This window comes from Natronorubrum bangense (genome assembly GCF_004799645.1).
In the GTDB taxonomy this organism is placed as follows: domain Archaea; phylum Halobacteriota; class Halobacteria; order Halobacteriales; family Natrialbaceae; genus Natronorubrum; species Natronorubrum bangense.
The window spans coordinates 1142161-1166020 of sequence record NZ_CP031305.1; the positions used below are offsets into that span (position 1 = coordinate 1142161).

A 23860-nucleotide genomic window follows, 5' to 3' on the forward strand; every position below is an offset into this window, starting at 1 on the left:
CCCAGTACGCTTCACTGCTAACGCGTGCTCTGAAAACCGTTCAGTTGCCGTCGCCGTACTCGTACTCTTCTTCTGGATCCTCGACGCCCTCGGTTCGAGAGCCAATCCACGCACCAAGCGAGAGGCCATAAACGAGGTGACCAGCATGAAACAGCGCCAGTTCGTCAGCGTCGAGTCGGATATCGAGCAGTTCTTTCAACATGAACTGGGAGCCAAACGCCGACAGTGCCATCCCGTAGACGGATCCCCAGACGAGGCCGCGTTGTTCGGGTTCGATCGACCGTTCTGCATCCTGGAGTGCGAACAGCGCACCGAAGACTGCGCCGGCCTGAATCCCGTAGGCCAGATGTAAAACGAGTCCAGCAACCGGATGCTCTTCCGGATCACCGCCAGTGACGTACTGCGCCCAGAAGTTCGCCGACGGCGGCAGTGACCGCAGGATCGGGAGCCGGAACGCCGTCATGATGAGCGTTGCAATGAGCCCCGCCTGGAGTCCGCGGACGGCAGCGGACACGGTATGTTCCATGCGAGACTGCGTCTCGTCTGTGTCTGGTCCTTCGCGTGGCTCGCTCGTCGATTGCAGCCGTCGGAAATGATCGGAGACGGACATACTGATCACACAACAGCATCCCACGGGCAGTCCCTTAACGCTCTGGCGCGCGGCTGACGGCCCTGCCGGACGGTGTCGCCCAGCACAACGTCCTCATATCACCCGTTGTGATGGCCTCGCTGCTGACCACCGCTCGACGGCTGCTCGGTGTCGAGTCGCGTTCCGACGCCACCGGTCGACAGTCCGATTTCGATATCGTATGGATTTAGCCGCAGGAAACCGACGGTTTGCCAAAATACAGTCTGATTCAGTATTCCTAACCCACCATTAGCGCAGTTTCTGGACCAACGTCCGAGAATATTGCACATTCCGATACGGACGTGGGGGTCGGGTTGGTATAGGTCGGTAATGGACGCCGACGCACCGCGCGCGTGGAACAGAGAAGCGTGTCGGACATACACGCCGGCCGATAGCGACCGGGAGCTACAGTATCGGACGTATCGCCACGAATCAGGTGACTTGCGGTTGAAAGTCGCACCAGCGTCGCTCGACGGCGAGGACCACCCCGGATACGCGCTGACCGTAACGACGTATCCCGGGCTCGACCTCTCCGAGACGCTTCGTATCAGGACCGTCCTCACGTTCGACCGCTGTGACCGAATCGCCACCCAGTTTATGGATCTCTTTTCAGCCAGCTACGACGGCCCCGGCTCACTCGAGGACGCCCTCGAGTACGCCTCCCACCGAACGCGAGAACATCGATGACGAACAGCCCTACCGGGAGGAACTGATTGCAACGGATTCGACGCCGTGTTCTCGCGTTCGGTGGAACGGATCGTCGATTGTGGAGTGTTCACGCCAGCCGGGAGACGGCTACCCAGTACAGGACATACCGTGAGATGGTTCCTCGATAACAATTGTTGGTTTATAATTCCACAATTATATCTGCGAAAATATAAACGTGCTAGGCTCGAAGCCGTTCGTATGGCAGCAATAGAACCAACCGAGCCGACGGATACCGACACGACCGACCAGACCGATGTACCGGTTTATCTCCCCGGAACGCCGACGCTCGGATTTACGAGTCGCCTCGAGCAACTGTTCGATACGCTGGTTCGCTGATTCGGCGAACGAGATGCCGGAGACGGGTTCGCGACCAGAATCGGACGTTCGGTACCCAGGCTGTTCTCTGTTGGGATAGTGAGTAGACACCACATCGTGCGGCAGTTGCAATGGTGTGTGAGCCATTGCAGCCAGTAGGGTAGCAGTGTCAGCGTGGAACGCCACAGATCAGACAGCGTGACCGATCACTCCCGTCCGACCCACTTGAGGATCAGCAACGTCCCCTCGAACAGCAGAATCATCGTGATCGCGACGAGGATGGGAGCCATCATCGTCGGGTCCATCGTGAACATGAACGACAGCCCCGCGAAGGCAGCCCAGAAGTAGAGTCGTTTCTGGGCCAGCCAGCGGCGGGTCGTCACGCCCATCATGATCGCGAGCATGATGAACAGCGGGATCTGGAAGACGATCGCGAGGAAGCCGATCAGCGTAATAACCAGATTGAACGTCTCACCGAGCGCGTAGGCGATCTCTGCGCTCCCTTCGGCATAGAACGTAAAGTACTGAAACAACACCGGCAACACGAGCAGATACGAAAACAGCATCCCCAGTCCCGCAAGGATGACACTCGAGGGGACGGCTGCGAGGTAGTACTTTCGCTCGTGGGGGTACAGCCCCGGCTTCATGAACAGGTAACACTGGTAGACGAACATCGGCAGCGCCACCATGATGCCAAGCAGCGCGGAGACTTTGATCCGGGTCAGCCACAGCTCGAGTGGGTGATAGATGTGTGGCGGTGGAACCTCTTCGACCGTGTAGGGGAAGACGTTGAGCCAGATGTGCTCGATGGCCTGTGAGGCCCACAGCAATCCGATCGCGGTCCCGGCCGAACCAACCAGTAAGACAACTGCAAGCCGAAGCACCATCTCCTCGATGTGGTCGGCCAGCGGCATCTCCTCGTCATCCGGTGGTGTCGAGATGCCACCGACGTCGTCGTCGGGGTCAGGATAGGCAGGCTCGCCGCCCTGTTCGTGGTGGTCGCCGACAACGCCTTCGCCGTCGGTTTCGACCGGACGATCGGATCCGTCGTCAGACTCGTCTGCGGTCGGCATCCGCTCGTCGGATGACTCCTGGGGCATTTCAGGCGCATTGACGGGGTCCTCGGCGTCACCACCGTCCGCCGGATCGTCCGACATCTATCGGGATATCAAAAGGCCAGCGGTTATAGGCCTTTTTCTTACGAACACTGGTGGAGAGCGACAAGATCCGAAATCGACGGGTTCGGTCTACTCACTCGAAAGGTTGATAACTGGATGTCAGTTACCAACAGCCAGTAAATGAGTTCTGCCGTCGGAGAAGATACAGCCAAAGCGATCACCACTGGCCGGGAGACGATCGGCGCACTACTCTCCAGCGCGCAGACGCATCTCCAGAAGGTGTTTATCGTCTTCGTGCTCGGGTTCATCGGCTCTTTTTATGCACTGCGGGTCTTCATCTGGGACTTCCTCGAGGCGACGGCGAAAGCCGAGATGGGCCAGGAAGTCGCGCAGGCGACCGACATCATTACCAGAACGCCGTTCGAGGTGATTCTCTTACAGGCGAAGATCGGAATGCTGGTCGGCGTGATCGTTGCGCTGCCAGCGTTGCTCTACTACTCACGGGATGCACTCCGAGAGCGCGGCGTTCAGTCGGTTGTCCCAATCTCCAAGGGGTATCTGGCCGGACTCGCCACGGCCTCGTTTGTTCTGTTCTGGGTCGGTGTTACCTACGCCTATGTGATCTTCTTCCCGTATGCGTTCGACTTCCTCGGTGCCGTTGCCTTCGACGCCGGTGTCAACCCGAGTTGGGGGATCACGGAGTTCACCGAGTTCGTCGCCCTGTTGACGCTCTCGTTCGGTCTTGCAGCACAGCTGCCGCTGTTGATGAGCGTGCTGTCGTACACCGAGATCGTCTCCTACGAGACGTTCCGGGACAAATGGCGCCACGCGATCGTCGCCATCACGGTCTTCGGCGCGATGTTCTCACCACCGGACCCGTTCACGCTGGTCATGTGGGCGCTGCCACTGGTTGCACTCTACGTGTTCAGTCTCGGCCTCGCAAAGGTCGTCGCCAACATCAGGCGACGCGGCTCGGCCGAACTCGACACGGGTACGGGGCTGATGAAACGACGCGTCTTCCAGTTCGTCGGCGGGCTGGCAGGTGTCGGCGTCCTGACGGCAGCGTTCGTCAACCAGGGCGGGTTCGACCAGCTCGAGGAGGCCGTCTACCCGCTGCTTCCCGCCGGCTACCGCCCCGAGGGAACGTTCGGTCTCGAGGCCATCGCGGTCGAACACGGGCTGCTCGGCGACGTTGCTGTTGGAGCAATCGTCGCCGCGGTCGTCGGCCTGCTCGTCCTCATCGGCTACACGACGATGGTGCTTCGCTCCCCAGTCTACCCGCGAGAGGGAGATATCCGAACTGCAGACGAGCCTGACGACGTCGATTTCGAGACGCTTGCGGCCGAGGACATCGCGGACATCCCGGCACCGGTCTTCCTCAAGATGAGCGAAGACGACGCCCTCGAGTACTCCCGACAGGCGATGTACGACGACAATCGGGAGAAAGCCGAAGCGATCCTCAATCGGTTCGATACGCTGCAAGAACAGCAACAGGCTGGCGATGGGAAAGACGCTGCAAGCAGTGGCGGCACCGCGGCAGGCGCCACAGCCGCGTCGGAAGGCAGCGATGAGGAGGGAGGCCTCTTCTCGAGCACTGCTGCTGGGATGCTCGACCCATTTACGGAAGACGAGACGACCGAAGACGACATCGGTGGCTACGCCTACGACCTCGCGTTTATCGTCGACAGTCTCACCTCGAAAACGATCTACATCGTGGGTGTCTTCATGGCCGTGCTCGGTGGTTCCTTTATCGCGCTCTATCAGGGCGGGTTCGGGGTCATCCTCACGCAGTTCGTCGACCGGGTGCCACCCGAAGTCCTCGACGAAGTCACCGAGGAGCCGATGACGTCGGACGAGGTGACGACGGAAGTGATCGGCGACCTGGGGCTCGTTATCGCGCTCCACCCCGTGGAAGTCCTGATCTTCATGGTGAAGGTCAGTACGATCCTCGCGTTCATCGCCGTCTTACCGATGCTCTTCTACTGGGGCTGGCCGGCGGCCAAAGAACGTGGGCTCGTTCGCGGAGACCAGCGCGTGTTCCTCATCTGGGGCGGCGCGCTGTTCGCCGGCTTCGGGCTTGGGTTGTTCCTCGGGTTTTACTGGATCGCCCCGGCGGTCATCTCGTATCTCATCACCGACGCCGTTCAGAACGGGATGGATGTTACCTACCGGATCAACAGCTTCTCGTGGCTCGTGATCTACACGACCCTCGGCGTCGGATTCCTGTTCAACATCATCGTCACGATGGCACTGTTCCACGTCGGCGGGATCATCAGCTACCGGACGATGCTCGCTCGCTGGCGGCCAGTCGTCGTCGGCATCTTCACGATCGCCGCCTTCGCCAGCCCGAAAGGCATCCTGACGATGCTGTTGTTTGCCATCCCGATCGCGCTGACCTACATGCTAGGACTTGCCATCCTCTACGTGTTCACCGGTGGCGGACGACTGTTCGGCGGGGGCGGCGACAGCGGCGAGACCGCATCGGAACCGGAGCCAGACTCCGGTGCCGTCGCCAAATAGTCCGACAGTATAAGAGACTCCCCTTCGAACGACCACGCAGACTGATGCCAAAGATCAGCGTCGAAGTCCCACAGGAACTCCTCGAAGATCTCGATGAACACGTCGGTGACGACGGCAAGTTCGTCAATCGAAGCGATGCAATCCGTGCCTCAATTCGGAAAACACTCGACATCTTAGACGAGATCGACGACCGCCACGACCGCCTCGAGACCGACGAGTAACCCGTCACGACACCGGCTTTCATTGCTGTACCGAGTTCCCGGCGCGACCACAGGACAGGTCGTGGTCGTGTCGGAACTGACGGACAACGGTCCGTACCAGAGCCGTGCGCTCGACACAGCGGTCAACCACGACGGCGCTTCTGCCGTCGGTCGTGAACTCAGTTGTTATCTCCCCATCGAAACCAACGTGTTCCGATAGCAGCCGAAAGCCGCTGGGAAACCACTTCAAATCGCTCGTCTCGCGGACCGTCTCGAGCCACAGTAATAATTATATACTCACAGTTAATATCTTCTTCCCAACAGCACGAGTCAGCCACTGGTCGGAACGATCGAACGCCAGCAAACCCTCGTCTGAGGGTGCCGATAATCGGATAACAGTTTTTGGTCGTATTTCCAATCTTTGTTTCCGTTGCTTATTATGAAAGGTATTATGTGGGATGGAAGCCGTCTCGTACGGCATGACACCATCGGCTTCAGAGAGCATGGACGAGACCGAAATTCGGACGGTCAAGCTCCCAACAACAGCGACGACACAACGTGCGCTCCACGAGGCGGTCGGGCACCTCTACGACGAACTGGCAATCGCCCACGAAGACACTGGCGAACTCGACCACGAAGACACTGGCGAACTCGACCACGCGACGGAACTGTTCGAACAACTAGAGACACTCTACGTCGCGACTGCAGAAGAGTCGACGACGGATATCGAACTCACGTATCGCCTCGAGAACGGACACGGGCCGCAGTAACGGCTTACTCGTCGTCGACCGGCGCTGCAAACCCGAAGTTCGGTTTGACGTCCTCGACACGAACTGTCAGTTTATCACCAGTTTCAGCCCCGGAGACAAACAGTCGGTAGCCGTCGATGGAGGCGATACCGTCACCTTCGGAGCCGACGTCGATGATCTCGACCTCGAGTTCGTCGCCCGGTCGCACCGGGGCAGTGAGTCGACCCTTGGCAATGAAGTAGATCTCGGACGACTCCTCACGGCTGGCTTTCGGCGAGGTGACACGAACGTACTGGAACTCGTCTTCGACGTCGGCACGGAAGTCGTCAACGTCCGGCCCCTCGAAGATCTTGACGACGAAGTTGCCGCCGGTGTCGAGAATCTCGAGTGCGGTCTCGAACGCCTGTCGGGCGAGATACAATGACCGAGCCTGGTCCAGTGAGTACTCGCCGGACATGTTGGGTGCCATGTCCGAGACGACGGCGTCGACGGGGCCACCTGCGGCGTCGATAACGCGCTCACGGGTTTTGTCTTCGGTCATGTCGCCACGGAGCGTTTCGACCCGGTCGTTGAGCGTCGAATCCTCGAGATCCTTGATTCGCTGGAGGTCGACACCGATAACCGATCCCGGTGGGCCGACCTTCTCGGCGGCGACCTGAAGCCAGCCACCGGGTGCAGCCCCGAGGTCGACGACCGTATCGCCGCCAGAGATGACGTTCTCGAGATCGTCGAGCTGTTTGAGCTTGTAGGCTGCGCGACTCCGATATCCTTCCTGCTTCGATTTGTTGTAGTACTGATCGCGTCGTGTCATGAGCTGTCTCCGGTAACGATTTGCTGCCGAAGCCGGACCAACGAGTGGCCGACAGCATCGGCACGACCGATGTTACCAGTCGGATCGAGGACGCTCGATCTGATTCGTACCCACGGTATGGGCCAGAAGCGGAAAGACCTGCTGATACGGGCCGCCGACACGAAAAACGCGAGCCGAACAGCCGCTTTGAGTGCGATATCGACCTTGCGCTGGCCACGCGCAAAGGGTGCCTTTTTATGGCAACCGTTCGTACCCAGAGCTATATGTTCAAGGCCATCGTGAGCGCGGAAACGCTCACCAGCGCGCTCGATTCGGTAAGTGTGCTGGTCGACGAGTGCAAAATCCACCTCGAGGAAGACGGCCTCGAAATCCGGGCCGTCGATCCGGCCAACGTCGGGATGGTCGACCTCTCGCTCGATGCGGCTGCGTTTGAATCCTACGAAGCCGACGGCGGGCTCATCGGTGTCGACCTCTCCCGACTCGAGGACATCGCAGGCATGGCCGAATCCGGCCAGCTCATCCAGCTCGAACTCGACGAAGAGACGCGTAAACTCCAGATCCAGATCGACGGGCTCGAGTACACGCTTGCGCTCATCGACCCCGACTCCATCCGACAGGAGCCGGACATTCCGGATCTCGATCTTCCCGCAGAGGTCATCCTCGAGGGCAAAGACGTCAACCGGTCGGTCAAAGCCGCCGACATGGTCTCCGACCACATCGCACTTGGCGTCGACGAGACCGAGGAGTACTTTTATGTCAATGCAGAGGGCGACACTGACGATGTCCACCTCGAGTTGACTCAGGATGACCTGATCGATCTCCAGGTCGGTCCGGCACACTCGCTGTTCTCGCTCGATTATCTCAAGGATATGAACAAGGCGATCCCCTCGACGACCGAGGTCACGCTCGCACTCGGCGAGGAGTTCCCGGTCAAGATCTACTTTGGCTTCGGCGAGGGACAGGGACAGGTCACCTACATGCTCGCCCCGCGCATCCAGAGCGAGTGAACAGCCGCATTTAAAAGTCGAACATAGGAAGGAGACTGCCTACCAGTCTTTCTCCAGTATAAGACAGTAATGCCCTCCAGAGACGACGCCACAGACACACCAGCAACTGGTGAGCCACGATGTGTAACGACGTTCGATCCGGACGCCGGTGAGCAGGCGAGTGACGCGATCATCACGGCGGTCGCAACACTGCTCGAGACCAGCCAGCTCGAGCTGACGCCGCTTTATGAGGCCGTCGAGCCAGATGCGCTCGACTCGCTGGTCGCGCACGCTCGACGAGTCGACGACGCTGGCACCCACCAACTACAGTTTATTTACGAGGGGTTCGACATCGGCGTTCGAACCGACGGGCAGATTCGAATCCACGACGCACCCGCCGCGAGGAGTTCAAACGGGACATAGCGGCTGGCAGCCGCCACGTCCGATCACTCGTGTTCGTCGAGAAACGCCAGCAACTCCTCGTTGACTCGGTCGGCGTCTTCGATGAAAAACAGGTGTGAGCCACCTTCGATCCGCTCGAGTCGCGCATCCGGGATTGCTTCTTTCAACAGTCGACCGTTCACGGCAGGAACGACCTGATCGTCAGTGCCGTGGAGGATCAGCGTCGGCACTCGCAGTCTGCTGAGCCGATCGCTCACATCGAAGTCCAGGACGGCAGCAGCCTGGGCCTCCCGTGCCGGCTCGGTGGCATCCTGCTCGAGTCGCCACTCGATGATCCGGTCCATCAGATGCGGGTTGCGGTTCGTAAAGCGTTCGTTGAACGCAGGTCGCATCCGATGGCGCAGCGTCTCACGTTCGCTTGCCCCCTTTGGAACGTCGAAGATGAACTCTTGGGTCTCCTCGGGGACCGGCGCGGCGTCGGGACCGCCGTGGCTCGTACAACAGAGCGTCAACGTCTTCGCCCGGGTGTACTCGAGGGCGTAGCGCTGGGCGATCATCCCACCCATGCTCGCGCCGACGATGTGTGCCTCGCGAACGCCGGCATCGTCGAGGACGGCCTCGAGATCAGCCGCGAGCCCACCGATCGAGTAGCCCGCCAGTTTGAAGATGAGCAGTGCGCGGAGTTTGCGCGGCAATCGCGGGACGAGCGGCGGAAGACCGGCATCCGACTGGCCCGTCCCGCGGTTGTCCGGGGCAACTACGTCGAAGGCGTCTCGAACAGCCTCCCGCTGCCAGCGCCACATCCATCGACCGTAGCCCAGTCCCTGCACGAAGACGACCGGCGTGCCGCCGTCTTCACTCTCGTCGTACCCGTAGTAAATCGACACGCCGTCTCGTATCGCCCGTGACATACTCGACGTGACGTATCGGATCCCCTTGAAGTCGACCCTCGAGGATCGGCGCACAATCAGCGGCTTTAACCCCGCGCAGTAACATCGGATTACCGATGCAGCGACTGCACGCCCGGTACCCGTTTCTCGAGGCAGCCCGCGACGCTGTGGCGACTGAGGCCGTCGATCTGGCCACCGTCGTCGAACAGGACCGGGCAGTCGTCGACCGCGCCCGCGAGCGCGTTGTCGCGGCACTCGAGGACGGCGAGACCGGCGACCCACACCGAGAGCCACGTGTCGAGTTGCTCTCGTACCCCGTTGCGCGCGTTCTCGTTTCGATGGTTGACGAGCGCATTCTCGTGCGCAAGTACGCCCGTGCCGAGGCCGCGACCGCGTACGACCGGTTCACCGCCGATTTCGAGACGACAACCGAACTCAAAAGCGTCGACTCGACGGGACTGGATTTCGAGACCGTGCTCTCGGAGTTCGACCTCCAGGCTGTCGTTCGAGAAACCACTGACGGGTATCGGATCGACGTCGGTACTTATCTCCCACTGGCGGAGGACCTCTGGGAAGACGAGTGGCATCTGGTCAATCGTGCGCTGGCCGACGGCGAGGTGCCAGTGACAGAGGCTGAACTGCTGACACTCCTGCAAGAAGCCGTTCGGAGCCGTATCGAGGATGGACTACCGTTCGACGTTCCCGACGTGATCGAGGCCGCACTCGAGGACGACGTCGCCGAGATCCGGGAGGTACTGGCGGACCTCGAGTTGACTCGCGAGATAGATACGGTCGTCCCGGAGCTGTTCCCGCCGTGTATGAAAGCCCTGCTCGATGGGATCCAGAAGGGTGAACATCTGCCACACCACTCCCGGTTTGCGATCACCGCGTTCCTATCGAACATCGGGATGGAGACCGACGAGATCGTCGATCTCTACCGGGTCAACTCGTCGTTTGGCGAGGAGATGACCCGCTACCAGACCGACCATATCCGAGGTGACTCTTCGCCTACGGAGTACTCGGCCCCATCGTGTGCGACGATGCAATCCTACGGCGACTGCGTGAACAAAGACGACCTCTGTGAACGAATTCCGCACCCGATGGCCTACTACGAGGAGCGGATCGACGACGCCGACGACGACGAGGTCGAAGACTGGCGCGACGAAGAGAGCGACGGCGAGTCCGCAAGCGGCGACTAGCCGAGCGTCACACCCAGGTCGTCAAAGGGCTACGATTCGTGATCTCTAGACAGTTCGTCGGCCTGTTCTTGGATCTCCTGGAGCGCACGTTCTTGCTCACCACGGGCGAGACCACCTGATTCGACGTGTCGACCCCCATACTGCCAGGATGGGATCGCGTTCCAGACGTCGGAGTCGTCGTCCTCGTGTTCGTCATCCGCCGTCGCCGTCCGAGAGCGTCTCCACACGAGTCCAGCGGCGACTCCAGCAAGGACCACACCAGCGGCGGCTGGATCGATCACGGACGTCGATCTGACGAACAGTGACGATCCGAGCAACACGGCGACAGCGACAACGAGTCCCCGAAGTCGCGAGGGCGACTGAGTCGTTGACTCTGAGTTGTCCATACATCATGTTATCGAGACGACGTGAAAACGCTGCTGCCGTTTTTATGCCGCGCTCTGGGCGTCCGGATCGTCGTCCGTCTCGAGTCCGTCTTCGGGCTCGTTCAAAAGAAACGCCAGAACGAGGCCGACAGCGGTCAGCAGGAAGATAAAGCCAATGATCGCACCGACGAGTAACTCGCCCCCTTCAGGCGACAGAGTACCGTTGTCGGCCCCGTATTCGGAACCGATACCGATCATGACGCCAAGCATCAGGATGACAGAGGCGACGGCGACGACGATTTCAATGATTCGCTCACGCTCGAGCATTATGGAATCGATTCCGTCGGCCGGGTCAAAAGCGCTTCGAAGGCCGCGCCGACGCACCGCCACGAGAAACGCGCCGAGATGATCGAGCACAGGCGACTACTATCATAACAACTGAAACGGGTTACACACCGATCGGACAGCTGTCGTGCGACCGGGTGTGCACTGACTTTCAGTGGCTACTGTACCCACGGTCACGAGGGCGCGCCCTCGCGCTGAAGCGGTCATATAAAGCGGGAGCTTGCAGCTGCCGGCGAGTTCGTTATCACTCTCGAGTGCCTACTATCTTCGAATAGCTAGCCGACCAACTGCGAGCCGATCAGTCGTGATCGGCACCCTTGACGCATCATGAACACAACAGCGTCACCGAAAACACCACTGCCAGTACCGTCAGGCGACCGCCTCGAGGGGCGCTCGCGCCGTGCCCGCACCGAACCGATGTCGGTGCTCCCGCTCGGCGACGGGCTGTACGAAGTCGAATCAGCCAGCGAACAGACCTATCTCGTCGATCTCGAAGGGGGTCGCTGTACCTGTCCGGATCACGTCTTCCGTGGGGTTCGGTGTAAACACATCCGACGAATCGCCATCGAGATTACCGACGGGCGGACGCCACCGCCGGGCGAGATCACCGTTCCGTGTCACGACTGCAAGACGACGGTGTTCGTCGACGAAACCGATCCCGGGCCGTTCTACTGCGAGACGCACACGATCTGGCCGGGAGATACCGTCGTCGACCGCGAGACCGGCGACCGGCTCACCGTCGTCGACGTCTCTGTGCTGCGAGCCGACGCCGTCCGCATTGGCGCGGCCGACTGCACCGTCGCCGAGTACGGCACAAACGAGAGCTACAATCCAGACGTGCCTGTCGTCGGTGCGGTCTATCCCCACGCCACCGTGGCCCGTCACGGCGTCGTCCCCGAGTCGCTGAAGGTGTACGTCTTCCCACGGACGCGACTCGAGAAGCAGCCGGCTCGTCTCGGTTCCTCGTGACGAACCCGGCTGCTGGTCGCCGACAACGCACACCAACGGCGGAATCGTTGCTTCACTCCTGTTTTATTGTGATTCGACAACAATAGCCATGACATGCACTCGAGCATCGACTACGGACAGTTCGATGAGGGACGGGCCATCAGTTACTGGGACCTCGACCACACGCTCGAGCGCGAGCTCCGGCGAATCTACACCGCTGCGGAGTTCGAGTGGGCAGCGCCACGACTCGCCGAGTTCGGCCACGCCGTCGGCCATACGATCGCAGACAACGCCGACTACATCGACGACCACGGGCCGGAACTCGAGCCCTACGACAAACACGGCGAGAGACAGAACCGAGTTCGGTATCCGGCCGAACAACTCGAGAACGAGCGGCTGGCTTACGAGCTGGGCATCGTCGCAGACGCGTTCGAGGCGCCGCCGGGGCGGGACGAACCGATGCCGTTGTCACACAACCTCGCGATGCAGTATCTACTGAGCTACGCAGACCCCGGTTTCGACTGCCCCGTCGCGATGACCGCAGGTGCGGCGCTCGTCTTGGAGAAGTTCGACGACGGCTCGCTCAGCGAGTACTACGAGGGGCTGACGAGCCGCAGCTACGACGCTCTCATCGAGGGGGCGATGTTTCTCACCGAAAAACAGGGCGGCAGCGACGTCGGTGCGAACGAGACACGAGCCGAGTGGGACGCGGACGAGGGGTGCTGGCGGCTCACCGGCGAGAAGTGGTTCTGCTCGAACATCGACGCCGAAGGCACGCTCGCACTCGCCCGGACTGACGATGCCCCCGACGGGACGGACGGTCTCTCGATGTTTCTCGTTCCCCACGCTGATCCGGACCTCGAGAGCAGTCCGTACACCAAAGGCGACCGCCTCGAGGCTGGCCCACTCTCGCCCGAGGACGTCAACGACCAGTTATATCGCCGGCTCAAGGACAAACTCGGCACCATCGCCGTTCCGACGGGCGAGGTCGAGTTCACCGGCGCGAAAGCACACCTCGTCGGCGAACAAGAACGCGGGTTCAAGCAGATGACCGAAATGCTCAATCTCGAGCGACTGTCGAACGCCGCGGCCTCTTGTGGCATCATCGGCCGGGTGGTACTCGAGAGCAAGATCTATGCTGCCAACCGCGAGGCATTCGGCGAGACGATCGACCAGTATCCGTTGATGCGGGCAGATCTGGTCGATATGGCCGTCGACCACGAGGCTGCGGTGGCGTACGTCTTCGAGACAGCGCGGCTGTTTTCGGCACGCGAACAGGCGCAGCGAGCGGGTGACACTGCCGACGAAGCCTCCCGGCTGATGCGACTGTTGATTCCGATCGCGAAGCTGCGAACGGCCCGGATGGCCGTCGAAACGGCTTCCTACGGCATGGAGATCCACGGCGGCAACGGCTACGTCGACGACTTCGTCACGAACCGCTTGCTCCGGGATGCACAGGTGTTGCCGATCTGGGAGGGCACCGAAAACATCCTCTCACTGGACGTGCTTCGCGCACTCGAGCGTGAGAACGCCCACGAACCGCTGTTCGGGGCGATCGAGGGCCGCCTCGAGAACGTTTCACATCCGGCCCTCACAGCGACCGCCGAGACGGTCGAAGCCGAGTCTCACGATCTTGCAAGCGCGCTCGCGACGCTGGCCGGTGCAGACACCGAGTACGCACAGCTCTCGGCCAAGCGACTCGCCCACTACATCTTCGACGTCTTTACGGCCGCGTTGTTGCTCGAGCAAGCCCAAACGGGTCTCGAGGACGGGAACGGCCGGCTGGCGCTGGTCGCACAGCGTTTCGTTGCGACCGAACTCGAGACGCCGTCGGCACGCGGGATCACGGGCGGTGATCGGCTGGCGCTCGAGGCGTTCGACTCGATCGTTCGGTACGCGCCGGTCGACCTCGAAACGCTCGAGCGGTGACTGCTCGATGGTGGCCGCTTCTCGTCACGTCCTGCGGCGATCGGAACGATCCTCGTCGTCCTCGAGACGACTGTACCCCCACGAGTCGGTTTCGGTGTCGTCGCTGGCACGCCCGCTTGCGTCCGCGCTCGGGCCATCTCGACCGTCGACATTTCGATCCCGGCCGCGGGTTCCGAGCCCGCCCTGTGCTTTCGCCTCGCGTTCAGCGGTTTCGCGGTCGACGAGGGTCGGGTTCGCGGTTTCGTTGCTGATCAGGAGATAGAGGGCGAGTGGGACCAGTACCGACAGGAGGAGCACGAATACGAGTAAGGCGGCGACCATGGTTCCACGTTCGACATCACCCGACAATAAAGTATTCAACGAGCCATCACGAACGGCGAGTATGGTCTCCGATAGCGATCAGGGCTGTCCGAAGTGTGGCCACACCGAGACGGAAGTCGACGACATCGCCACCTCCGGCACCGGGCTCTCGAAACTCTTCGACGTTCAGAACCGACGGTTCCGAGTCGTCTCGTGTGCCAACTGCGGCTACTCGGAACTGTACCGTGGCGACTCGAGCAACAACATGATCGATCTCTTTCTCGGCTAAGTCGGCGCGGACTCAGCCGGTGCTAGGAAATCCGACTCGCTCACTCGAGCAATGTCGCAGCTTCCTCGATCTCCATGACGCCCTGTTCGACGGCGTTCAAGACGCGAAGGATGTCTTCATCCGGGCCGTCGTCGCCGCTGTCGCCGACTTCCTCGAGGGTGACTTTCTCCGAGCGGCCGACGAACTCGGCGAAGTCGGTGCCATCGGCGATGGCGGTTTCCTTTTTTACCCGGTAGTTGCCGCCGTCGGTGACGTAGAGGTCGGCAGGGTGGAAAAAGTACCAGTCCTCGCGGTCGAAGCGAACGCCAATACGGGGTTTCGCACCGAAGTTTTGGGCGAAGTAGATCAGCGCCTCGACCTCTTCACCGGTGAGATAGATCGGGTCGCCGGCGCTGGATTTGGCCTCGATTGCGTAGAACTGCTCGCCATCACCGGCGAGCACGTCAGGGAGTTCGCGTTCCGTTGCGGAGCCGCTTGCGGGGGCGCGCATCACCGCGAAGCCAGCGTTGTCGAGTTCGTTGACGAGTTCCCGTTCGCGGCGGTCACCCTTCGCCTGAGACATACCTCTCTCTCACCAGCGGGCACTAATAAAAGAACGGACGGCGACGCGGACGTGGTGACGACGAAACGGTAACCGAGAACGAGCGCTACAGCGGAACGGCCGCGACGGCGTCGAACAACACCGAAGGCGCTGTCTGGGCTTCCTCGAGGTCGTACTCGATTGCGAGGTACAGAACGCCGAACTGGAAGGCGTTGAGCGCGGCGTGAGAGGCGGTCGGTACGAGGAGGTTATCGGTTTTCGCGTAGAGGTAGCCGAAAATAACCGAGCCGCCGAACATGATTGCAAGCGAGGAGACGGTCGCCAGCGTCGATTCGGCGAGGGTAAGGTACATCGGGAGGTGAACGAGCGCGAAGATTGTACTCGCGAGAAGGATCGACTGGAGCCGCGTAAAGGCGTCGTAGAGCCGTTTCTGGATGACGTTTCGGAAGAGGAACTCCTCGGCAGGTGCGTTGAAGAAAAAGACGATGACGATCATGATCAGGATCATCGTCTGGTCCTGGCCGACGACTTCGACGACCTCGCTCTCTGCGGCTGGCACGGAAAAGAGCTGAAGCAGGATGTTGACAGCGAACAGGAAGGCAATGCTGGCGATGATGCCACCGAGGACGTACCACCAGCCGGTCTTCGTTGGCATCCGAATGTCGACATACGACCAGCCACGGCCGGTCGCAGCCAGATAGATCGCCCCTGCCAGTGCCATCCCGACGAAGTTCAGGATCATATACAGGGTTCGGCTCTCGATCGAGGCATCAGCCATCCCCTCGAGGAGTGCTGGATCAGCGACAATCGCTGGAACGGTTGCGATGCTGGCCCCAACCAGTCCGAAAATTGTCAGTCCAACAGCGACGAGCGCCGATCGAAGCGGCGCACCATCGCGATGATCGGAGGACGTTTCCATACGACAGTCTATGTGGGCCCCATTCTTGGGTGTTCCTTTCTCGAGAGTCGTACTGCCAACTGCATACTGAGTGGCGTTCGACCGTCAGTGCAGTCGAACGCACGCCACTGGTCTCACTGCTCTTCGGTGAGTGAGAGTGTCGTGTCCCCGAACAACTGTTCGAGGAGTCGTTGTTGTCCGATGCGGAGATGTCGGTTGACCGTCGGCTGTGTCACCTCGAGCAGTTCGGCGATCTCCTCACCGGTGCTCTCGCGTGGCCACTCGAAAAAGCCGGCCAGATACGCGGTTCGAAGGACCTCGAGTTGTCGATCAGTCAGTTCGTCGAACAGCGACGTCACCAGTTCCTGTCTGGTGTGGGTCGTCCGCTGGACGTGACGCCGAGCGGTGAGGTCGACGCTGGTGTAGTGATCTTCAAGCATCTCGACGAACTCACGAACGTCAGTCGTCGTCGGCACATCGACGGTGACGTCGAGGCCCGCGCTGGTCGCCTGAATCGTTCTCGGGCTTGCGCCGTGGCGGACCAGCCGCGAGGCGATAACATCGCCCGAAACGGTCGCCTCGAAGAAACAGGAGTCATCCGACTCGGAGATGAGTCGATACTCCGTGACGGAGACGAGCGTCTCGAGGGCAGCCGTGACGTCGGCTGACGGCACCCCACTGGTCTCGAAAAAGAGGACCGTCTCCGATCCAGAGTGTGTTCCAAGCCCCTCGTAGACGACGCGTGCACCAGTCTTGGATGCGATTCGAGACAGGATATCATCGTCCGCCTCGAGTGCAAGCGAGAGTTCGACAAGCGTCTCGGCGTGTAACGCCTCCTGGGTTTTCGCCGCGTTGATCGCGCTCGCGATCCCTTCACCGAGTTCGGCAAACACCGTTCGCTCGAGGTCGGTGAAGGCGTCCGGCTCGGTGGCGTACACCGACAGGACGCCGTACCCATACTCCTCGAACGAAAGCGGGACGGAGATGACCGACTGGAATCCTGCGTCGAGTGCACTCCGTCGCCACGGCTCGCGCTTGAGCCCCTCGACGACGTTTTCGACGAGCATCGGCGTTTCTGACCGAATCGTCTGGAGCGCAGGCTCACCGGAATCGCCCTCGACGTCGAGCGACAGCGCGTCCAGATACTCCGGTTCGCTACCAGCCCAGGTTCGTGGCTCGAGCGTCGTCCCGCTTGCATCGAGGGCGCCAATCCAGGCAAACGAGACGTTGTCGGCCTCGAGCAACCGTTCGGGAACGGTTCGTTCGATCTCACCGCGGCTATCGGCACCGATGAGTGATCTGTCGATCTCTCTGATGATGTTGGTGATCTGGATCTGGCGTCGAAGGCGGCTGTTCTGGGCTTCCAGCTCCGCATCGCGTTCTCGCACGTTCGCCTCGCTCTCGAGGCGGTCGAACGCCGCCTCCGTCGTCGCGACGAGCGTTTCGACGAGCTGTCGGGTCTCGTCGTCGATCGTCGCCGGCGAAGCAACCAGAACGAACACGCCGTGGTTGCCGATCGGAACGAGCAGCCCTCCCGGCATATCGTCGCCAAACAGCGGCGATCGGGCACCGATGTCGGGGTCGTCGACGACCGTCTGTGTTCCCGTCACATAGGTGTTCCAGAGAACGGAATCACCGTCACCGGCCCTGATCGACGGTGCACCACCGGATTGGTCGACGAAGTCGGTCGTCGACGCGGCTGGCTCGAACCGGTTCGTCTCGGCATCGAGCAGATAGACGCTTGCAGTTCCTGACTCGAGTAACTCCGCGGCTGTCTCGACGACGAGATCGGCAACGGCTGGTGTCGTCTCTGCATTGAGCAGCTCACGGGCGGTGTCGTGAAGTGACTCGAGGGCCAGTTCCCGTCGCTTCTGGTCGGAGATGTCCTTGACCGTGCCACGATACCTGTCGAGATTGCCGTCATCGTCGTGGATGGGTTCACTGATCGCGCGCACCCATCTGACGTCTCCGTCGTCGGACTGGAGCCGCGCTTCGAGGTCGTACCCCGTCTCGGTTTCGATCGCTGTCTCGAGCTGTTTGCGGACGAACTGGCGGTCGTCGGGGTGGTAGCACTCGATCGTCCGTTCGAGATCGGGTGTGACCCCGTGGGGGAGGTCGTGGAGCCGGTACATCTCGTCGGTCCAGATCGCCGTCCGTGGCGTTGCGTCGACGTCTAACTCCCAGCCACCGACTTTCGCCATCCGCTGGACACGCTCGAGCAGGTCCCGCGTCCGCTCGAGTTCGCGTTCGCGTTCTTTTCGCTCAGTGATATCGCGGATGACGCCCGCGGTCCCGGTGAACTCGCCATTATCCATCGGTAACAGTGCGACGTGTGTCTCCGTCTCGATCATGTCTCCGTTCGCGGTGACGATATCGCCTTCGTAGGCCTCGTACGGCGTTCCCTCACGGAGGAGGTCACGGACCAGTTCCCTAGCCGTTTCGAGGTCGTCCGGTGGCAGGAGGTCGGAGACATCGGCACCGATCAGGTTCGACGGCTCGTAGCCCGCGAGCGTTTCGATCGCGTCGTTGACGAACTGGAACTCGCCTTCGGCATCGAGTGTGTAGACTGGGTCACCGAGTGCCTGAATAATCGTCTCGTAGCGCTCGAGTTCGCGTTCGCGCGCCTTGCGCTCGGTGATGTCACGGAAATACACCGATAGCCCGCTCTCGGAGGGGTAGGCGTTCACCTCGACCCAGGCGTCGACGACCGGCGAGTACTCTTCGAACGTGACTGCTTCCTGTGTCTGCATCGCGCGGCGATACTCCTCCTCGAACCGAGAGTCGACGGCACTGGGGAACTCCTCCCAGATCGAGTTCCCGATCAGGTCGCGGTCTTCTGCACCGAGTAACTCCTTGGCCTGTGTGTTGACGTAGGTAAAGTTCCACTCCGTATCCATTGCATGGAACGCGTCGCTGATCCGGTCGAGCGTGCGCTCGAGTTCGTTCTCGAGGCGCTTGCGTTCGGTGATGTCGTTGTTGATCCCGACCACCCGCCGCGTGCCGTCGTCGTCGACCACCAGCCGGCCGCGGCCGCCAACCCAGATCCAGTCGCCGTTCTCGTGTCTGATCCGGAACCCGTCCCGGTACAGTTCGTCGTTCTCGATGGCTCGCTCGAGTGCGGCCTCGATTCGGGGAACGTCCTCCGGATGGACGCGTTCGATGAACTCTTCGTACGTTCCCTCGAACTCGCCGGGCTCGAGGCCGACGATCTGCTGTAAGGTGTCGTTCCAGTCGAGGTCGTTCGTTTCGACGTTCAACTCCCAGATTCCCGTGTTCGTCCCCTCGAGTGCGAGCTCGAGTCGTCGTTTCGTCTCGCGTAAGTCCCGTTCACGACGCTTTCGCTCGGTGATGTCCTGTATTGACCCCTGGAGTTTGACGATCTCGCCGTTCTCCCGAACGGGTTCGCCAATAGTCCGGACCCAGCGCCGGTCGGCGTCCTCGCCGGCCGGATCGAGCCGGAGTTCGAGCTCGTACGGCTCACCCGTTTCGATCGCCCGTTCGATCGCCAGCCGGAGCGCACGCTGGTCCTCCGGATGATAGGACTCGAGTGACTTGGCCAGACCGACGTCAGGGCTGGGTTCGAGGCCGTAGATCCGGGCGACCTCGTCGGTCCACCGGAGATCGTACGGCTCCTCGCGAACGTCGAGTTCCCAGGCCCCGATGTTTGCCAGCCGCTGGGACTGCTCCAGGAGGCGGGTCGTGCGCTCGAGTTCCTGTTCGTTCTCGACCCGCTCGGTAATATCGGTGATGACGCCTTCTAATGCCTCGAGTGAGCCGTCGTCGGCGAAGACGCCGCGGCCGCGTTCGGTGACCCAGCGGCGTTCGCCGTCGGCTGTTTCGATCGGAAACGTCACGTGGTACGGTTCCCGGTCGTCGACGGATTGCTGTACCGTCTCCCAGAGCTCGTCGTGATGGTCGAGAATGATGTCCGACGACCAGTTGACAGCACCGCTCACGAGGTCGTCAGGATCGTAGCCAGTGAGTTCGAGACAGCCGTCACTGACGAACTCGAACAGCCATTCAGGCTCGTTTCGACAGCGATAGACCATCCCGGGGACGTTGCTCATCAGCGTGGTCAGCTGGCGGTCACGCTCACGAAGAGTCCGTTCGCGTTCCTTCCGGTCGGTGATGTCTCGACTGATCACGAGAAACCGATCCTTCTCAACGAGGTCGATCCTGATCAGGTGGATCTCGACGGGGAACGTCGAGCCGTCGTGACGTTGATACTGACCTTCGAACTTCCGGCGATCGCCGATGGAGACGCCTTCAAGAAGGGTCTGGACCTCGGCTGCATCGAACGACTGATCGTACTCCCAGATCTTCGTCCCGAGCAGTTCGGCTTCGGTATACCCCAGTTCGTCACAGAATCGCTGGTTCACCTCGACGAGGGTCCCTTCGGTGTCGAGGACGTCGATCATGTCGGGTGAGCGTTCGAACAATGCCTCGAGTCGCGCGCTCGTCGTCTGGAGTTTCTGTTCCCGCGCAGTGAACTCGCGTTCCCGGTCGACCACCGCCGTCGTCAGGTCGTCGATCGCCGTTACGAGCCGGTCGAAATCATCGGTTCGCTCGTGTTCGGTATCGACGGCCGCAGTTGCCTCCTGAATGCGATCGACCCGGTCTCGTGGCGACTGTTCGGACGCCTCGTGCTCGCCGGTGCGGACCGTCGCGACGAACGATTCGAGTTCGGTCACGAGTCGCTCGAGAGCGCCGTCCCGGTTGGAGTCGCCGTGGGCAGCAAGGCCAAACAGGACGATGGGGACTGGCAACGAGTCAGGTCCCACGAACTCCACGGCCGGTGTCACACCGAGCCACGAGCCAGAGACGAGTACGACCGCGGTGGCGACAAACAGCGCAAGCAGGCGATCGGTAGCCCACTCACCAGATCCGCTCCAGACCGAAGACACAGCCATGGGGTGGCTACACAACGAGCGTAAATGATAGGTGCGGTTTTTCTAATCGATGAATATACAAAATACAATTGTACTCAACCACAATATTGTGGCAAGTCCGACGGTGAGCGTCGCACGCGTGCCGATGCAGACCCACGCAGTCGTTCGATTCCGGCACACCTTCTATACATGTAGTGTCCGACAACCGACGAGATTACGTGTATAATGGATAGCCAAATACCCATCCCTGGCATTGCTACGGATATCATGCCTGAAACGACGCTCGACTATCACAACGATTCGATCAGTCTCTCCGTCGTCGAGGCCCTCGCTGACAGCCTCGACACCGATCCCGTCGAACTCGAGCCGCTGTACCACGCTATCGACCCCGAGGCACTCGACCAGCTCTTTCAGGAAAGCACGCCAATAAGTGCGCGGGTAGAGTTTACGTACGGTGGGCATACCGTCGAGGTGCAGGGCGATGGAGCCATTCTCATCGATGGAACGGTCCACACGCGGTCGTAACGACCTCGGATCGATGCAGTCGAGACAAAAAGAGGTACACCGATGACTGTCCCACCACTGCAAACGGTCGTCCGGACCAGTTCGTCGGCTAGCGACTCGATTACGGCACTCGTCGTCGCCGACGACCGCCAGTATCGAACCCAGGTCGAAACGACCCTCGAGGACGATGCGCTGACGGTCCGAACGGCGACGTCACTTCCCGACGCGTTGGGGGCGCTCGACGACATTGACTGTCTCGTCAGCGACTGTCCGACGGCTCGAGACGAAACCGTTGACGACTTCCTCGAGCGAGTCAGACAGCGAGCTCCAAACCTCCCGGTTTTGCTCCTTCTGGATCAACTCGCCGACCCAGCGGCGGCCATCGACAGGGTCCAGTCCTCGCAGTGGGTCGACTACATGATTCAGGGCCACTCAACGACCGCCGTCGAGCGATTGCGCCATCGAATTCGAACACTCGTCGAGCGACGACGGCTCGAATCGCTCTCGCAGCGCTCGTTGGCCAGCGTCGAACTCGCCAACGACGCGATCGCGACCGCCGCTCCTGACGGCGATCTCGAGTTCGCGAATCGCTCGTATGCGGTCCAGTTCGGCTACGACCGGGACGAACTCGTCGGAACGGCGTGGCAGGCGCTGTTCACCGCCGACAGCGTCGAACGGCTCGAAACGGCCGCAATTCCGACTGTCGCGGACGGCTGGCGCTGGACCGGCAGCTGTACCGGCCAACGAAAGACCGGCGAGACGTTTCCCGTCAGCATTCGGCTCGGCAGTCTCGAGGACGATAGTTTAGTGTTCATAGTCGAGACGGTCCCGACCGACGCAGACAAAGAGCTGAGCTGAGCGTTACTTCGAGACACGCAGTGCAAACCGATCAGCAGGTCCGTTCCGACAGCGTTCCGTTCCGAACCGCACCACTGGAGCGCAGTGGCGCTTATGTGCCGTGGTCCCAGGAGCCCATGTACTCGCGTTGGGTCTCCGTAAGCGAATCGAACGCAACGCCTTCGGCCTCGAGTTTGATCTCGGCGATCTCTTTGTCGAGTTCGTCGGGGACGTCGTGGACGCCCGCATCGTAGGACTCACCGTTTTCGACCAGTTCACGCACACAGGCTGCCTGCACGCCGAAGCTCTGATCCATCACTTCGACGGGGTGGCCAAGCGAGACGGGCGCGGCGAGGTTGACGAGACGGCCTTCGGCGACGACGTTGAGTCGGCGACCGTCCTCGAGTTCGTAGGCTTCGACGCCGTCACGGGCTTCGTAGCGGTCGGCTGCGAGGTCGTCGAGCGCCTCGAGGTCGATCTCGATGTCGAAGTGGCCCGCGTTCGCGAGCAACACACCGTCTTGCATCTTCTCGAAGTGCTCGCGAACGATGACGTCGCGGTTGCCCGTCGTCGTGAGGAAGACGTCGCCGACCTCGGCGGCCTCGGCCATCGGCATCACGTCGTAGCCTTCCATATGGGCCTCGAGGGCGCGGCGTGGCTCGACTTCGGTGACGATGACGTTGGCGTTCTGGCCAGCGGCCTTTTTCGCGACGCCTTTGCCACAGTAGCCAAAGCCGGAAACGACGACGTTCTTGCTGGCCCACGAGAGGTTCGTGGTCATCGCAATCGACGCCAGCGAGGATTCGCCGGTACCGTGGACGTTGTCGAACAGACGCTTCATCGGCGTGTCGTTGACTGCGAAGACGGGGTAGTCAAGCGCCCCGTCGTCGTCCATCGCGCGCAGTCGGTGGACGCCCGTCGTGGTCTCTTCTGCGCCGCCGATGATGCTCTCGATGAGTTCAGGGTAGTCCTCGTGGATCGCGGCGACGAGGTCCATCCCGTCGTCGACGGTGATCGTCGGCTCGTGGGCGATGACAGCCTCGATGGCGTCGTAGTACCCTTGGTCGTCGACGCCGCGTTTGGCGTAGCTGGTGATGTTCTCGTGGGTGTCGAGCGCCGCGCTCACGTCGTCGTGAGTCGACAGCGGGTTACAACCCGTCACCGCAACTTCTGCGCCACCCTCTGCGAGCGTCTCGACGAGGATAGCCGTCTTCGCTTCAACGTGCATCGCCATTGCGATGCGTTCGCCGTCGAACGGTTTGTCGGCGACGAACTCCTCGCGGACGTGCTCGAGGATCGGCATATGCTGGGCGGCCCAGTCCATCTTCCGACGACCCTCCTCCTGTGCGGCGTCAAGCTCCGCCAACTGATCGCTGATCGGCGGATACGCAGATTCGGTCATATCTCGACAGAAGGACAGCGGAGGCAAAACGCTACCGAAGCAGTGACGACAGTCCGCCACACCGCTGACTGCTTGTAGTAACAACTG

The 23860-nt window shown here is 61.1% G+C and carries 24 protein-coding genes; 13 read left to right on the plus strand and 11 right to left on the minus strand.

Features of this window, described 5'->3' with window-relative positions; all coding sequences use genetic code 11:
* Positions 1 to 40: 40 nt before the first annotated feature.
* Entirely contained in the window at positions 41 to 610 is a 570-nt protein-coding gene (locus DV706_RS05695) for a DUF6789 family protein (RefSeq protein WP_049889779.1), read from the minus strand.
* A 348-nt stretch (positions 611 to 958) separates the two neighbouring features.
* On the opposite strand from DV706_RS05695, the gene DV706_RS05700 reads away from it, so the two are divergent.
* Together DV706_RS05700 and DV706_RS21670 are read left to right on the plus strand one after the other, a co-directional pair.
* Complete coding sequence (locus DV706_RS05700) at positions 959 to 1315, plus strand: hypothetical protein (protein ID WP_006066076.1); 357 nt, start codon at positions 959 to 961, stop codon at positions 1313 to 1315.
* A gap of 219 nt (positions 1316 to 1534) precedes the next feature.
* Positions 1535 to 1672: a hypothetical protein gene (locus tag DV706_RS21670; RefSeq protein ID WP_169331117.1), complete on the plus strand. Its 138-nt coding sequence runs from the start codon at positions 1535 to 1537 to the stop codon at positions 1670 to 1672.
* Positions 1673 to 1857: 185 nt separating this feature from the next.
* Here DV706_RS21670 and DV706_RS05705 read toward each other — a convergent pair whose 3' ends face one another.
* Complete coding sequence (locus tag DV706_RS05705; protein WP_006066075.1) at positions 1858 to 2808, minus strand: twin-arginine translocase subunit TatC; 951 nt, start codon at positions 2806 to 2808, stop codon at positions 1858 to 1860.
* Between the two features lie 141 nt (positions 2809 to 2949).
* Here DV706_RS05705 and DV706_RS05710 point away from each other — a divergent pair, with 141 nt between their 5' ends.
* The 3 genes from DV706_RS05710 (at position 2950) to DV706_RS05720 (ending at position 6259) form a co-directional block, all read left to right on the plus strand.
* Positions 2950 to 5289: a twin-arginine translocase subunit TatC gene (locus DV706_RS05710; protein ID WP_136350815.1), complete on the plus strand. Its 2340-nt coding sequence runs from the start codon at positions 2950 to 2952 to the stop codon at positions 5287 to 5289.
* A gap of 44 nt (positions 5290 to 5333) precedes the next feature.
* On the plus strand, positions 5334 to 5510 hold the full coding sequence (locus DV706_RS05715; RefSeq protein WP_006066072.1) for a ribbon-helix-helix domain-containing protein: 177 nt from the start codon (positions 5334 to 5336) through the stop codon (positions 5508 to 5510).
* Positions 5511 to 5968: 458 nt separating this feature from the next.
* Positions 5969 to 6259, plus strand: coding sequence for a hypothetical protein (locus tag DV706_RS05720; protein WP_049889777.1), 291 nt, complete (start codon positions 5969 to 5971; stop codon positions 6257 to 6259).
* Positions 6260 to 6263: 4 nt separating this feature from the next.
* Here the strand turns inward: DV706_RS05720 and DV706_RS05725 are convergent, their stop codons facing one another.
* On the minus strand, positions 6264 to 7049 hold the full coding sequence (locus DV706_RS05725) for a 23S rRNA (uridine(2552)-2'-O)-methyltransferase (RefSeq protein WP_006066070.1): 786 nt from the start codon (positions 7047 to 7049) through the stop codon (positions 6264 to 6266).
* A gap of 263 nt (positions 7050 to 7312) precedes the next feature.
* On the opposite strand from DV706_RS05725, the gene DV706_RS05730 reads away from it, so the two are divergent.
* Entirely contained in the window at positions 7313 to 8056 is a 744-nt protein-coding gene (locus DV706_RS05730) for a DNA polymerase sliding clamp (protein ID WP_006066069.1), read from the plus strand.
* A gap of 69 nt (positions 8057 to 8125) precedes the next feature.
* Positions 8126 to 8458 carry a HalOD1 output domain-containing protein gene (locus DV706_RS05735; protein ID WP_006066068.1) on the plus strand — a complete coding sequence of 111 codons (333 nt, stop codon included), beginning with the start codon at positions 8126 to 8128 and terminating at the stop codon, positions 8456 to 8458.
* 23 nt (positions 8459 to 8481) lie between these two features.
* On the opposite strand, the gene DV706_RS05740 is transcribed toward DV706_RS05735, so the two are convergent.
* Entirely contained in the window at positions 8482 to 9348 is an 867-nt protein-coding gene (locus DV706_RS05740) for an alpha/beta fold hydrolase (protein WP_006066067.1), read from the minus strand.
* Positions 9349 to 9443: 95 nt separating this feature from the next.
* Between DV706_RS05740 and priL the strand changes: the two genes are divergently transcribed.
* Complete coding sequence (gene priL, locus DV706_RS05745) at positions 9444 to 10526, plus strand: DNA primase regulatory subunit PriL (protein WP_006066066.1); 1083 nt, start codon at positions 9444 to 9446, stop codon at positions 10524 to 10526.
* Positions 10527 to 10555: 29 nt separating this feature from the next.
* On the opposite strand, the gene DV706_RS05750 is transcribed toward priL, so the two are convergent.
* Positions 10556 to 10912: a hypothetical protein gene (locus tag DV706_RS05750; protein WP_006066065.1), complete on the minus strand. Its 357-nt coding sequence runs from the start codon at positions 10910 to 10912 to the stop codon at positions 10556 to 10558.
* Between the two features lie 42 nt (positions 10913 to 10954).
* Positions 10955 to 11218: a DUF7472 family protein gene (locus DV706_RS05755; RefSeq protein WP_006066064.1), complete on the minus strand. Its 264-nt coding sequence runs from the start codon at positions 11216 to 11218 to the stop codon at positions 10955 to 10957.
* 345 nt (positions 11219 to 11563) lie between these two features.
* On the opposite strand from DV706_RS05755, the gene DV706_RS05760 reads away from it, so the two are divergent.
* Together DV706_RS05760 and DV706_RS05765 are read left to right on the plus strand one after the other, a co-directional pair.
* Positions 11564 to 12205 carry an SWIM zinc finger family protein gene (locus DV706_RS05760; RefSeq protein ID WP_006066063.1) on the plus strand — a complete coding sequence of 214 codons (642 nt, stop codon included), beginning with the start codon at positions 11564 to 11566 and terminating at the stop codon, positions 12203 to 12205.
* Between the two features lie 93 nt (positions 12206 to 12298).
* Positions 12299 to 14113, plus strand: a complete 1815-nt coding sequence (locus tag DV706_RS05765; RefSeq protein ID WP_006066062.1) for an acyl-CoA dehydrogenase family protein — start codon at positions 12299 to 12301, stop codon at positions 14111 to 14113.
* Between the two features lie 24 nt (positions 14114 to 14137).
* Here DV706_RS05765 and DV706_RS05770 read toward each other — a convergent pair whose 3' ends face one another.
* On the minus strand, positions 14138 to 14434 hold the full coding sequence (locus DV706_RS05770; protein ID WP_006066061.1) for a hypothetical protein: 297 nt from the start codon (positions 14432 to 14434) through the stop codon (positions 14138 to 14140).
* 61 nt (positions 14435 to 14495) lie between these two features.
* Between DV706_RS05770 and DV706_RS05775 the strand changes: the two genes are divergently transcribed.
* On the plus strand, positions 14496 to 14702 hold the full coding sequence (locus DV706_RS05775; RefSeq protein WP_006066060.1) for a zinc ribbon domain-containing protein: 207 nt from the start codon (positions 14496 to 14498) through the stop codon (positions 14700 to 14702).
* Between the two features lie 40 nt (positions 14703 to 14742).
* Here the strand turns inward: DV706_RS05775 and hjc are convergent, their stop codons facing one another.
* The 3 genes from hjc to DV706_RS05790 all read right to left on the minus strand — a co-directional run bounded on the left by hjc (position 14743) and on the right by DV706_RS05790 (position 21051).
* Positions 14743 to 15264, minus strand: a complete 522-nt coding sequence (gene hjc / locus DV706_RS05780) for a Holliday junction resolvase Hjc (protein WP_006066059.1) — start codon at positions 15262 to 15264, stop codon at positions 14743 to 14745.
* Positions 15265 to 15349: 85 nt separating this feature from the next.
* Entirely contained in the window at positions 15350 to 16162 is an 813-nt protein-coding gene (locus DV706_RS05785; RefSeq protein WP_006066058.1) for a CPBP family intramembrane glutamic endopeptidase, read from the minus strand.
* A gap of 113 nt (positions 16163 to 16275) precedes the next feature.
* Positions 16276 to 21051, minus strand: a complete 4776-nt coding sequence (locus DV706_RS05790; protein ID WP_240756826.1) for a PAS domain S-box protein — start codon at positions 21049 to 21051, stop codon at positions 16276 to 16278.
* 246 nt (positions 21052 to 21297) lie between these two features.
* Here DV706_RS05790 and DV706_RS05795 point away from each other — a divergent pair, with 246 nt between their 5' ends.
* Both DV706_RS05795 and DV706_RS05800 read left to right on the plus strand, forming a co-directional pair.
* Positions 21298 to 21555, plus strand: a complete 258-nt coding sequence (locus tag DV706_RS05795; protein ID WP_006066055.1) for a HalOD1 output domain-containing protein — start codon at positions 21298 to 21300, stop codon at positions 21553 to 21555.
* 42 nt (positions 21556 to 21597) lie between these two features.
* Positions 21598 to 22392 (plus strand): PAS domain-containing protein, encoded by a 795-nt coding sequence (locus DV706_RS05800; protein WP_006066054.1) that lies wholly within the window; start codon positions 21598 to 21600, stop codon positions 22390 to 22392.
* A gap of 91 nt (positions 22393 to 22483) precedes the next feature.
* On the opposite strand, the gene DV706_RS05805 is transcribed toward DV706_RS05800, so the two are convergent.
* Positions 22484 to 23773: an adenosylhomocysteinase gene (locus DV706_RS05805; protein WP_006066053.1), complete on the minus strand. Its 1290-nt coding sequence runs from the start codon at positions 23771 to 23773 to the stop codon at positions 22484 to 22486.
* Between the last annotated feature and the right edge of the window lie 87 nt (positions 23774 to 23860).

Excerpts from the sequence above, each read along its gene's own strand:
- DV706_RS05775 (WP_006066060.1), top strand. The coding sequence starts at position 14,496 with ATGGTCTCCGATAGCGATCAGGGCTGTCCGAAGTGTGGCCACACCGAG.
- DV706_RS05770 (WP_006066061.1), bottom strand. The coding sequence starts at position 14,434 with ATGGTCGCCGCCTTACTCGTATTCGTGCTCCTCCTGTCGGTACTGGTC.
- hjc (WP_006066059.1), bottom strand. The coding sequence starts at position 15,264 with ATGTCTCAGGCGAAGGGTGACCGCCGCGAACGGGAACTCGTCAACGAA.
- DV706_RS05805 (WP_006066053.1), bottom strand. The coding sequence starts at position 23,773 with ATGACCGAATCTGCGTATCCGCCGATCAGCGATCAGTTGGCGGAGCTT.
- DV706_RS05750 (WP_006066065.1), bottom strand. The coding sequence starts at position 10,912 with ATGGACAACTCAGAGTCAACGACTCAGTCGCCCTCGCGACTTCGGGGA.
- DV706_RS05740 (WP_006066067.1), bottom strand. The coding sequence starts at position 9,348 with ATGTCACGGGCGATACGAGACGGCGTGTCGATTTACTACGGGTACGAC.
- DV706_RS05785 (WP_006066058.1), bottom strand. The coding sequence starts at position 16,162 with ATGGAAACGTCCTCCGATCATCGCGATGGTGCGCCGCTTCGATCGGCG.
- DV706_RS05720 (WP_049889777.1), top strand. The coding sequence starts at position 5,969 with ATGACACCATCGGCTTCAGAGAGCATGGACGAGACCGAAATTCGGACG.
- DV706_RS05795 (WP_006066055.1), top strand. The coding sequence starts at position 21,298 with ATGCCTGAAACGACGCTCGACTATCACAACGATTCGATCAGTCTCTCC.
- DV706_RS05755 (WP_006066064.1), bottom strand. The coding sequence starts at position 11,218 with ATGCTCGAGCGTGAGCGAATCATTGAAATCGTCGTCGCCGTCGCCTCT.
- DV706_RS05730 (WP_006066069.1), top strand. The coding sequence starts at position 7,313 with ATGTTCAAGGCCATCGTGAGCGCGGAAACGCTCACCAGCGCGCTCGAT.
- DV706_RS05735 (WP_006066068.1), top strand. The coding sequence starts at position 8,126 with ATGCCCTCCAGAGACGACGCCACAGACACACCAGCAACTGGTGAGCCA.
- DV706_RS05710 (WP_136350815.1), top strand. The coding sequence starts at position 2,950 with ATGAGTTCTGCCGTCGGAGAAGATACAGCCAAAGCGATCACCACTGGC.
- DV706_RS05760 (WP_006066063.1), top strand. The coding sequence starts at position 11,564 with ATGAACACAACAGCGTCACCGAAAACACCACTGCCAGTACCGTCAGGC.
- DV706_RS05705 (WP_006066075.1), bottom strand. The coding sequence starts at position 2,808 with ATGTCGGACGATCCGGCGGACGGTGGTGACGCCGAGGACCCCGTCAAT.
- priL (WP_006066066.1), top strand. The coding sequence starts at position 9,444 with ATGCAGCGACTGCACGCCCGGTACCCGTTTCTCGAGGCAGCCCGCGAC.
- DV706_RS05700 (WP_006066076.1), top strand. The coding sequence starts at position 959 with ATGGACGCCGACGCACCGCGCGCGTGGAACAGAGAAGCGTGTCGGACA.
- DV706_RS05790 (WP_240756826.1), bottom strand. The coding sequence starts at position 21,051 with ATGGCTGTGTCTTCGGTCTGGAGCGGATCTGGTGAGTGGGCTACCGAT.
- DV706_RS05800 (WP_006066054.1), top strand. The coding sequence starts at position 21,598 with ATGACTGTCCCACCACTGCAAACGGTCGTCCGGACCAGTTCGTCGGCT.
- DV706_RS21670 (WP_169331117.1), top strand. The coding sequence starts at position 1,535 with ATGGCAGCAATAGAACCAACCGAGCCGACGGATACCGACACGACCGAC.
- DV706_RS05715 (WP_006066072.1), top strand. The coding sequence starts at position 5,334 with ATGCCAAAGATCAGCGTCGAAGTCCCACAGGAACTCCTCGAAGATCTC.
- DV706_RS05725 (WP_006066070.1), bottom strand. The coding sequence starts at position 7,049 with ATGACACGACGCGATCAGTACTACAACAAATCGAAGCAGGAAGGATAT.
- DV706_RS05765 (WP_006066062.1), top strand. The coding sequence starts at position 12,299 with ATGCACTCGAGCATCGACTACGGACAGTTCGATGAGGGACGGGCCATC.
- DV706_RS05695 (WP_049889779.1), bottom strand. The coding sequence starts at position 610 with ATGTCCGTCTCCGATCATTTCCGACGGCTGCAATCGACGAGCGAGCCA.